At 36.0% G+C, this 9,789-nt stretch carries 8 protein-coding genes, 1 pseudogene and 1 CRISPR repeat array (1 of these 10 running past the window's edge); all 9 genes and pseudogenes read right to left on the bottom strand.

All coding sequences use genetic code 11. The annotated features are described in order from the left end of the window. A CRISPR array of direct repeats spans positions 1-1,057; the repeat unit is 30 nt; unit sequence GTTTCAAACTCCAACGGAGTAAATTCTAAT (it extends 621 nt beyond the left edge of the window). Positions 1,058-1,210: 153 nt separating this feature from the next. Further along, on the bottom strand, positions 1,211-2,209 hold the full coding sequence (gene cas1 / locus CVS86_RS03575; RefSeq protein WP_107790993.1) for a CRISPR-associated endonuclease Cas1: 999 nt from the start codon (positions 2,207-2,209) through the stop codon (positions 1,211-1,213). Between the two features lie 9 nt (positions 2,210-2,218). Then, positions 2,219-2,497, bottom strand: coding sequence for a CRISPR-associated endonuclease Cas2 (gene cas2, locus CVS86_RS03580; protein ID WP_021089505.1), 279 nt, complete (start codon positions 2,495-2,497; stop codon positions 2,219-2,221). An 8-nt stretch (positions 2,498-2,505) separates the two neighbouring features. Continuing rightward, positions 2,506-3,040 (bottom strand): annotated as a pseudogene (locus CVS86_RS03585) (Dna2/Cas4 domain-containing protein). After that, on the bottom strand, positions 3,040-4,062 hold the full coding sequence (locus tag CVS86_RS09980; protein WP_234399221.1) for a helicase-related protein: 1,023 nt from the start codon (positions 4,060-4,062) through the stop codon (positions 3,040-3,042). The pseudogene CVS86_RS03585 and the gene CVS86_RS09980 overlap by 1 nt, the downstream one beginning before the upstream one ends. Positions 4,063-4,155: 93 nt before the next feature. Further along, positions 4,156-5,238, bottom strand: coding sequence for a CRISPR-associated endonuclease Cas3'' (locus CVS86_RS09985; protein WP_234399222.1), 1,083 nt, complete (start codon positions 5,236-5,238; stop codon positions 4,156-4,158). Beyond that, positions 5,216-5,926, bottom strand: a complete 711-nt coding sequence (cas5, locus tag CVS86_RS03595; protein ID WP_107790994.1) for a CRISPR-associated protein Cas5 — start codon at positions 5,924-5,926, stop codon at positions 5,216-5,218. The genes CVS86_RS09985 and cas5 overlap by 23 nt, the downstream gene beginning before the upstream one ends. A 1-nt stretch (position 5,927) precedes the next feature. Further along, positions 5,928-6,869, bottom strand: a complete 942-nt coding sequence (gene cas7b / locus CVS86_RS03600) for a type I-B CRISPR-associated protein Cas7/Csh2 (protein ID WP_107790995.1) — start codon at positions 6,867-6,869, stop codon at positions 5,928-5,930. A 10-nt stretch (positions 6,870-6,879) separates the two neighbouring features. Next, positions 6,880-8,646 (bottom strand): TM1802 family CRISPR-associated protein, encoded by a 1,767-nt coding sequence (locus CVS86_RS03605; protein WP_107790996.1) that lies wholly within the window; start codon positions 8,644-8,646, stop codon positions 6,880-6,882. A gap of 171 nt (positions 8,647-8,817) precedes the next feature. Continuing rightward, positions 8,818-9,510 carry a CRISPR-associated endoribonuclease Cas6 gene (locus CVS86_RS03610; protein WP_107790997.1) on the bottom strand — a complete coding sequence of 231 codons (693 nt, stop codon included), beginning with the start codon at positions 9,508-9,510 and terminating at the stop codon, positions 8,818-8,820. Positions 9,511-9,789: the final 279 nt, after the last annotated feature.

Genomic DNA, 9,789 nt, shown 5'->3' on the forward strand with positions numbered 1-9,789 from the left:
AATCCAAATCGTGAAAAATAGAGTAAGAATAGACCTAGTTTCAAACTCCAACGGAGTAAATTCTAATAAAACTATAAGTTCTACTATTTATTGTATTTTTAATGTTTCAAACTCCAACGGAGTAAATTCTAATAATTCCAGCAGCTGACCGAGATAGTATCATTATTTGTTTCAAACTCCAACGGAGTAAATTCTAATAGCAAATGCAAATGACAGCATCGTGCTCAAAGTTGATAAGTTTCAAACTCCAACGGAGTAAATTCTAATTTTCGCTGTGAAAAAAGGTTTCTCCCTTTTGAGAGTTTCAAACTCCAACGGAGTAAATTCTAATAATCTCTTTTAAACCCACTGGATCATTTTTATTTGTTTCAAACTCCAACGGAGTAAATTCTAATGGTAAAGCCTTATTTTGTATTTCATCAACTTGTAATTGTTTCAAACTCCAACGGAGTAAATTCTAATATAAAAATAGGCACAAAAAAGAGAGCAAAAATACTGTTTCAAACTCCAACGGAGTAAATTCTAATATAAAAATAGGCACAAAAAAGAGAGCAAAAATACTGTTTCAAACTCCAACGGAGTAAATTCTAATGAAAAGATATAAAAACTATCTATAACTGGGAAAAAAAGTTTCAAACTCCAACGGAGTAAATTCTAATAGATAGCACATCAACAAATTCATCTGGTAGCTCGTCGTTTCAAACTCCAACGGAGTAAATTCTAATCCTTGATATTGATAGCTTTGTAGATAGATTTTTGATTTGGTTTCAAACTCCAACGGAGTAAATTCTAATAAATCAAGTTCTAGCCGATGGCGATATTGAAGAATTGTTTCAAACTCCAACGGAGTAAATTCTAATCGAAGTCCGCCAAATGGTGGCTCTTGTCAAATTAAGTTTCAAACTCCAACGGAGTAAATTCTAATAGTGGTTCTTTTGGTGGCTTGCCTAATCAAACTATTTGTTTCAAACTCCAACGGAGTAAATTCTAATTTAAAAATTTATGAACTTCAAAACAAGATCGACTAGTTTCAAACTCCAACGGAGTAAATTCTAATAGCACCAAAAAGCCTATTTTATAGGCGTTCTAGTGCAAGAAGTCTATATTTTTTCGCCTTAAATTTGACTAAATTTTAGCCATGTGTAAATACGCAAAGCCCTAAATTTCAAGCATTTTAAAATCTTAAAAAACGCTTTATTAAAATGCGATTTCACTCCCACCTAAAGCCTTCATAAGGCGCGTCCTCGCAGATGCACTTTTTAAGCTTATTTGCTTCGCGGCGGATCACCTGCCTCCACGTTAGCTCCCTACCGCCCACCGTGAGCGTTTCGCAAAGGTGCGAGATCATCTTTAGCTCGATCTTTTGCACGGCGTCGTTGCTAAATTTTATCCTGCCAGCGTCCGTTTGGAAGTCCTTTGCGGTGATCTCTTTTTTATTTAGCATGTTAAAAATCAGCGTATCACCCAAGATCGGCTTAAAAATCTCCGCAAGATCGAGGTGAAGGCTTAGCGCGCGGTAGTTTGGCTCGTGCAAAAAGCCGATGCGAGGATCTAGCTCGGTCTTGTAAATTTCGCTTAAGCAGATGTTGTAGATACGCGTATTTACGTAGCTTATGAAGCTGTTGATCTTATCAGCGGGCGGACGTTTTGAGCGGACGGTAAATTTAAAGCTTCGCTGATCTGCGATGATCTCGTTCCACTTTTCGTAGTAGAGCTTTTGAAATGCACCCTCTACCGCCATGATAGCAGGCACGCTAGTGGCGGCATCTAGTGCCTTTATGTGAGGCTGCACGTCAAATTTCACGCCGTGTCTTTTGCAGTTTGCGGCGTCATTTATGATGTGAGCTCTAGTGATCTCGCGCGCGATATATGCACGCTTGATCGGGTCGTCAAAAGAGCGGAGCTGGCAAAGCAATACAAAGCCGCTTTTATTTACAGAATTTGACGTGTTTGGATAGAAATTCCCGCGAAAGCTCTGATACGGACTAAAGATGTGCAAAAGGATGTTATTATCCGCCAAAAATGCGATGGTGTAGGTATCGATATGCACTTTTGCTAGCACGTAAATTTCATCGATCGCATTTATCGGCAAAATTTTACTGGCAAGGGTCGCGCCAGCATCGTCAAATTTTTCAAAATAGATATTATTATCTTGCCTGTAAAGCCTACCTGGACTAAGTATAAAGTGCGTCCTGTCGCTCTTTTGCATATTTGCTCCTTAGCTAAATACCGGGCTATTTTTATCTACACCGATGACGATGCGCTCGGAGTATTTTAGCGAGTTAAATGTATAGATGACGATGGAGTCTAGCTCGCTTACGCACTCTTTTTGCAGCGTCTTGCTTAGCTTTTTAAAGTCGCTCTCGCGGATCTCACCCTCATAGACTGAAAACTGCACGCGAGGCAGAAACTTCTCGACCGCTTTTCTGATACGATTTGCGTTATTTCGCTCTTTTTGCTCGCGCCCTGCGATGTCGTAAAAAAGTATCACATACATCTTGCCTCCTAAGCAGTGCAATAGTCGTGATATGCGCAGTTTTGGCAAAATTTGCCCTGCGTAAATTTGGGCGTCTTTTCTAAATTTGCAAGTGTGCTTATCTCGCTTAAAATTTGCTCTACTAGAGCGAAATTTTCGCTGCTATCCTCCACTAAAATCACCTTTTTACCGCTTATTAGCTTGCCTTTTACCTCTTTTAAATTTAAGCCCGTTTTTAAAAGATAGATGTAAAAAAGTAGTTGCATCTTGCCCGCAAGCTCGTTTTTTAGGCTCTTTTTTTACTTCGCTCTCGCTCGTAACGCTAAAGCGAGGATACTCTGTGATGAGGTAGTGACCGTGCTGTTTTGAGAGTTTGTCAAATTTTAGGTTACCAAAGGCAAATTCTTGCAGATCTTGCTCTTTGATATCAGTCAAAGCCTTGCCCATCAGCACGTTTTCATCCTCTTGGTCCGCGTGGATCTGATGTGCGTAAAGCCACGCCTCGCGCTTACAGGTTACGTAGTAATTCACAAGTGTGCCAGTGATCTGATCTTTTGAGAACATTATTCAAATACCTCGTCTGTGATGTCTAAATTCGTATCTTTTTTAAGGCCGCACTCGGCACTATAAAAATAAGACGAGCCAAACGGCAGATAAAACATATCTTTAAGCCCATTTATCTGTTTTAAATTTGGCATTAGCTTATTCATATCTTTTAACGCTACGTTTATGCTAAATTTCGACAACTTTCTGATGTGGTTTTTAAAAAGATCTCTTATGGTAAATTTCTCATTTGGACTATTTTTAATCTCAAAAATTTTAGCTTCAAAATTTTTAATGAAATTTTCTTCAGGCTCGATTATTATGGTTTGTTTATGGTTGTCATTCATGATATCTTCGATTTTTTGATTGATATTTTCAAATTCCAGCTTTTCTATCTCGCTTTTTATATGCAAATTTTCCAGTTGATTGCTTATTTTTTGAAAATACAAATTTGAAATTTCTAAAATTTCACTTTCTCGCACCTCTTTTTGCTTAAGATCACCCAAAATAGCCCCGCTTACTTTATACAAATCGCCGTAAATCAAATTTGTAAATTTACTTATTTCAGGAAAGACGTATAGCTCGCCTCTTGTTGCTCCAAAATGCCTATTTACACGGCCTGCTGTTTGTATGATAGAGCTAATAGGCGAGACTTCGCGAAACCCAATGTCAAAGTCAAGATCCACTCCAGCTTCTATGGACTGCGTGGAGATAAGTAAAATTTTGATTGCGAGCGGATCAATTTTACTTTTATCTATCGCACACTTTACGGCCTCTATAGTAGTGCGCTTGTGATCATCATACATATATCCGTTTAGGCAAAAGCAGTTAAATTTATCCCTTAGTTTAGCAAATAGCTCTTGCGCTTTTTTGATAGTATTTACGACGACGAGGGTATTTTTATCGCTTGCAGCCTCGCAAATCTTTTCTAAAAGCTCATCTTCGCCGCCTATATCAAGCCATTTTATGACGTATCTGTCCTGCTTTGAAAAATAGTCCAAATTTGAAATTTCTTTAAAATTTTCGCTTTTGATAACCGGCATCGTCGCCGACATAAATATAAAAATAGTGCTAAGCCTCTGCGAAATGATCTCGCAAAGCAGGATAAAATCTTTTCTAAAGTTATATGGGATCGCTTACGCCTCATCGATGATAACGACGCTATTTTTTAGTTGATTAAATTTAACGTTATCTTTGTTTTTGTTACCAAATAGCGCAAATATCAGCTGATAAAGCGTAGTTACGTTTATCTCGCCGCTAAAAGACTCCATTAGAAATTTAATCTTTGAGTATCTATCCTCTTGGGTTAGATTTTCTTCGCCTATCGTCGTTTTGTGGTGAGCCTTACTGACCAAAATATCGCTATTTTTATAAATTTTTGCGACTATATCGTAGGTTTGATCGATTATAGAAGTAAAAGGAAGCGCATAAATTATGCGAGGTTTATTAAATTTCAATGCAAAATTTAATGCCGTCAAAGTCTTGCCATAGCCTGTAGGCGCAGTCAAAGTAAAAAGTTTGCGCTCTTCGTCAAAGTTGTTTAAGACGAAATTTCTAAACGCATCTCGCTTTTCATTTGGCGGCAAATTTTGGATATCACCCTCTAAAACATCTATCGGTATATCTTTGCTTTGCTGCTTTGGCATGCTAAAGATCGCCTCAAATTTATCGCTATAAATCAAATTTGAATATAGGCTTTTGAAATTTATAAAGTCCTCATAGGTAAATTTGTGCCTGTACTGCGATAAAACTAAGTATTGACGAAGCTTTTTTGCTCTATCTAAAAACTCATCTTTTTTTGTAGATAACTCCGAATAGATCTTAATGTTTTTAGCAGCGCCAGCCACTTCGTCCCACTGCTCTAGCTCTTTTTGGTTTTTGAAAAATTTATTAGCTTCTCTGGCTAGCGTCATTAAATTTACCACGTCGCCGTGGTGCGAAACGATAGCAAGAAAGCCAAACAGGGTTGGTATCTCATCAAATTTTGAGTTTAGCAAGAAAAAATATGCCGACAAAAGCGAGTGATTTTTATCCAGCTTGTCGTTTGAAGTATCTCTGATGTAAATTTGAAAATTATTTTTCAGTTTTGCGATGTCGTGAAAGAGCTTGACCTGCTTATCCAGCTCATCGTCGTCAGGCGAGATCATATTTTTTATATGATTTTCTAAAAGTTTATTTGGATGAGACCAAAACTCGTCAAATAAAATAGACTCTTTCATCATTTATCTGATAAATATTTCCATGATTTTTAGATTTTATAAGCTCTTTGCCGTTTATCTCCATCACAAAGTCTTTAAAATCTTTAAAAATTCGTCCATTTTCACAGCCACAAGGCATTCTTGCCGTAGTTAATTTCGCATTTTCATCAATGCCTTCAAAAATAAAATCATCCATAAGCGTAAATGTATTTATAAAACTTTCAGCTTGCGATATTTTTTCGCATATTTTTATATCGATCCAGCTAAAATCCGCTATGCAAAAATTTATCCCAAGATAGGGCGTAAAGGCGGTTTTATGTTCTTTTAAATTTGAGATTATTTTATCTTGATAGCTTTGCTCTAAATTTTCTAAATTTAAAAATACGACATAAGACGGCGAGCAGATTAGCTCTCTGTAAAACTGCTTTTTCTCTTTTGCGTTTTGACAGCCTTCCTCTATGTGCATATTGCTTGAGAGGGCAAATTTTATGCCGTTAAAGACAAAACTCTTTTTTAAAATTTGCCTATCTATTTTTACGCTGTATTGGATGCTTGATAGCTTAAAGTACTCTTCCTCACCTATAACAGCACCTAAAAAGCCCATTATAGTGGTCTTTGGTGGCACTGGATAGGTTAAGCTAGAATAAATCGTCGCTGGATGCGAAAAATGAGCGTAATCGCCAAATAATCTAAAAGCAACAATGCTCATTTTATGCCTCTATCTTTTTCCAGCTGCTGTCAAAATTTTCTTTGTTTATCGTTTCAAAATCATAATCGCTCATATACTCTATCTTTTCTATATTTGCAGCGTATCTTGCGAGTTTATTTTTTAAATTTGTAAAGTCGATAGTGTATTCGTTGATGCTTCTTATCACTCTATCTTCTTTTTCGCTTTTTAGGCTTATGCTATTGTTTAGATCGCCTGCAAACGTATCGTCTTTGTACGTGATGATTAGCATAAATCTTGGAGTTTGACCGATTTTGGAGCGAGTTGTTAGGTTTTTAGTGCCGTGCCACAAAGCTTTTAAAATTTTCGCTTCATCGGCTTCGTTAAAGCCTGTTTTTGCTGCATTATAGTTATCTATGATCCCATAAGTGGCAAAAATAGCGTATTTTATAAATTCCTCTTCTCTAAAAGTCGCTTGATCTTTTTGTTTTTTTGGATCATTTTGATCGTAATCGCTAGCAAAAGCGCCAGTTCCTTTAACATGCTCTACTTCGACCTTGTTTAGGGATTTGCTTAGTCTAAACTGCACTGGTCCAGTAAATTGAACGCCTGCAGTTTTTATCTCTTTGTCTTGTTTCATCTCGTCTTTATCTGAAATAGGCAAAACTCCGCCAAATGCGCGGATATCGATAAATTTAGACAAAATTTCTTTTTGCAGTTCGCTTTTGCCTTGCTTTATGTTTATACTCTGTCTGATAGCCGTTTTAGCGTCTAGCAGGGCGTCTTCTATCCTATACTCCTTTATAAAAATCGACGCCTCATCTTTTTTCATGATCTCATCTCTAATAGTCCTTTTTATGCGCACGTCCGTCACCTCGGCTACGCCAGTTTCATCATCTCGCCTAGGAGCGTTATCCTTTAGCATATCACCGTTTGGGTTCCAGTTCTCTCCGTCCCATAAAAAAAGTATCTCTTTTTTTTGCATCTTATTCTCCTTATTTTGTTTTTTCTTTTATAAATTTACGATAGTCACTTCCGCCCATAGCAAAGGCAAGTGTAGTATGTGAGGTTTTTACCATCTTTCTCTCCTTAGAAAAGACCTGCGGTAAAATTTCGATCAAACACTCTTTTATGTTTTCAATGTTAGCATTTGGCTTGCCAGAAGCAGCCTTAAGCTTTCTAATCATCTCATCGCACTTGGTCCAAATTCGTTCTAAATTTTCCATGCTTATCGATCCGCAGTCGTTAAGCCAGTTGCTAAAGGATACGCCGCCGTTCACGCCAAGCTGCCAGTTTATCATGGCCGCGCTTAGCATACCGAGCAAATAAGCGCTAGTGAGCGCATCGTTTTGATTTAAAAACTCGCTATTTTTGATTAGCTCTTTGATTAGTTCTTTTTTATCGGTTAAATTTTCCAAATCGCACTCCTTTTGAAAGACTAGTTTTTTGTTTAAGACATTGATCTCATTAAAGAAATTTTGATATTTTGCAATATTTTCAAACTTTCTTTCTTTGTAAAAATCGTTAAAGTATTTGCTCCATTCCAACTTTTTTGCATAGCTTTTATTGACGCTACCATAATAAATCAGATCGCTATATCTTTCTATCATAATCTCTAAATCAAATTTATTTCGCGATAACAAAAAGCTCATCACGCCAAGCCTGCTTTCAAATAAATTTTGCAGATAGATCGTCTCTTCTGTGCCGCTATTTTTTTCATAGAAGGCTTTTATGTTAAAATGGCTCATTAAATTTGAGATGCGAGAGATAAAAGATGGTAAAACATCGTCTATCGCAAGCTTCAAATCGATAGCGGCGTTGCTTTGAGTATAAAATAAAATCGTATTTAAAACAGGTAAATTTTCCTGCTTTTTAGCTGTTGTCTCGAGATAATAATCTATGCTAAATTTTATGGCTTCCTCGGCGATTTCAATATTTTTTATGTCGTTCTTTGAAGTCTCTTCAAGTATTTTTACAATTTCTTCTAAATTTACTGAGCTACTCAAAATAGTCGGTAAAATCGCCATTTTCATACCATAAAAATTATGCGATAGCTTATCTTTTATCGCCTTAAAGCCATTTTCTACCTTTTTTGCGCTATTGGCGTTTAATGGCAGTAGTTTTGATTTAATAAATTGCATATTAGCAGGCATCTCATTTACCGAGCAAAACGCTAAATTTGCATCGCCACCGATACCATTTTCGTTTGTTAAGATATCGTATCCGTAAGATGGTTTTTGCTCTTTTACGCTGATATGATTTTCAAAAATTTGCTTAAAATATGCAGAAACTGGTTTGCCATTATATGAGAGAGAGAAAAAAGTAGCGACTTTTTTGCCTTTTTCGTTTTTTAGCTCATCAAGACCTTTGATCTCATCTATAATACCAGCAAAATAATCTTCGTTTATGCTTGATAGTATGGATAAAATAGCGTCTTTTTCTATAATGCTTGGCTCAAAAAAGGAGAGCAAATTTGAAATAGATTTCAAAATGCCTCTTATAAATTTAGCTTTGTCTTTATTTATTTCTTTGGACAAAAATTGAGAATTTGGGAAAAGATTGCCTGAATTTGCTCCAACGCCAAATCTACATATTATTAGGTCGTCTTTGCTTATGTTTAAATTTGGCTCGATCTGCTTGGTCGCTATGTCGCAAAGATAGACTTTGATCTTGTCGTATTTATGAGCGCCATTTTTGAGCTTAAGCTCTTCTTTTTCATATACCTCGCCTATGTCAGCAAGAATTTTAACTATATCAGCCAAAACATGCTCCTTAAACTAAGTAAGCGTTACTTTACTCCAAATATTTTTAAAAGTCAAGTTATCATATTTTACATAAAATTCTACTTGATTTTTTCTGCCATTTCATATAAAATACCTACTTCGAAAAGCAGGTATCAAGCTTTTATCCTTGTAGGATTTGAAATTCATATTTTACGTAACTTGCTTTTCTTCTATCACTTCTAAAAATCCAAGTCCGCAGTTCATACATCCACTACCAACTCCCACATCAAGGATCAAATTTATAAGCTCTGGTTTTGCTTTGATGTGCCATTTTGCAGGCCATGCTCTGACTGGCATATTATTATTGCCATAGTAAAAATATAATGGCTTTTGTAAATTTTGCCAAAGCAAATTTAGCTCAAATTCGCCCTCGTATTTGTATCCCATAAGTGTTTCAAATCTTTGCAGTGCGTTGGTTTTCATCATTTCAAGATGTCTAGAGTCTTGCGGCTCAAGATGCACTTTGTATCCCAAAAGTCCAACGACCGAACACGCAACACATCCCTGAAAAGTAGCCTCATTTTGTGAAATTCTATGCTCTTTTACTGACACAGACGTATCAAGCAAACAAATATTACCAAGTTTTAATCCATCTTTTAGCACAGCAAAAGCGATCGTTTTTTCAAATTCTGGCACAAATGAGCTAAATTTTATCTCTAAACTTAAATCATTTAGTCTAAAATCAAAATTTGATCTTTTAAAATTTTTACCGCTCTCTTTATGTGTGTATCCGTCATGTTCAGCCTTTGGCAAATAGCTGTAAATATAGCCTTGTATGAGCTTGGATAGAGACTTTGCTATTTTTAAATTTTGAGTTGGTAGGCGTGAATTTATAATGATCATCCTTGCTCCTTATTTGTTGCTAAAATGGATTATAACTCAAAATTTTGTAAAAAATAGACAATTATATAAAATAAATTTTTTAGAATTTATTTTTTATTTTAAAATAATATAGCTAAATAAAATCAAAGACTTATTCTAAAATTTAAATGATCTTTTCTTGACATATAATAATGTTTTTTGTATAATCTCAATTCTTTTTTAAATAATCATGTCTTGCTAGCTCAGTCGGTAGAGCATCTCACTTTTAATGAGGGGGCCGTTGGTTCGAATCCAACGCAG

The sequence above is a fragment of the Campylobacter concisus genome, assembly GCF_003048605.1.
Taxonomy (GTDB): Bacteria; Campylobacterota; Campylobacteria; order Campylobacterales; family Campylobacteraceae; genus Campylobacter_A; species Campylobacter_A concisus_BM.

Excerpts from the sequence above, each read along its gene's own strand:
- cas1 (WP_107790993.1), bottom strand. The coding sequence starts at position 2,209 with ATGCAAAAGAGCGACAGGACGCACTTTATACTTAGTCCAGGTAGGCTT.
- cas2 (WP_021089505.1), bottom strand. The coding sequence starts at position 2,497 with ATGTATGTGATACTTTTTTACGACATCGCAGGGCGCGAGCAAAAAGAG.
- CVS86_RS09980 (WP_234399221.1), bottom strand. The coding sequence starts at position 4,062 with ATGCCGGTTATCAAAAGCGAAAATTTTAAAGAAATTTCAAATTTGGAC.
- CVS86_RS09985 (WP_234399222.1), bottom strand. The coding sequence starts at position 5,238 with ATGAAAGAGTCTATTTTATTTGACGAGTTTTGGTCTCATCCAAATAAA.
- cas5 (WP_107790994.1), bottom strand. The coding sequence starts at position 5,926 with ATGAGCATTGTTGCTTTTAGATTATTTGGCGATTACGCTCATTTTTCG.
- cas7b (WP_107790995.1), bottom strand. The coding sequence starts at position 6,869 with ATGCAAAAAAAAGAGATACTTTTTTTATGGGACGGAGAGAACTGGAAC.
- CVS86_RS03610 (WP_107790997.1), bottom strand. The coding sequence starts at position 9,510 with ATGATCATTATAAATTCACGCCTACCAACTCAAAATTTAAAAATAGCA.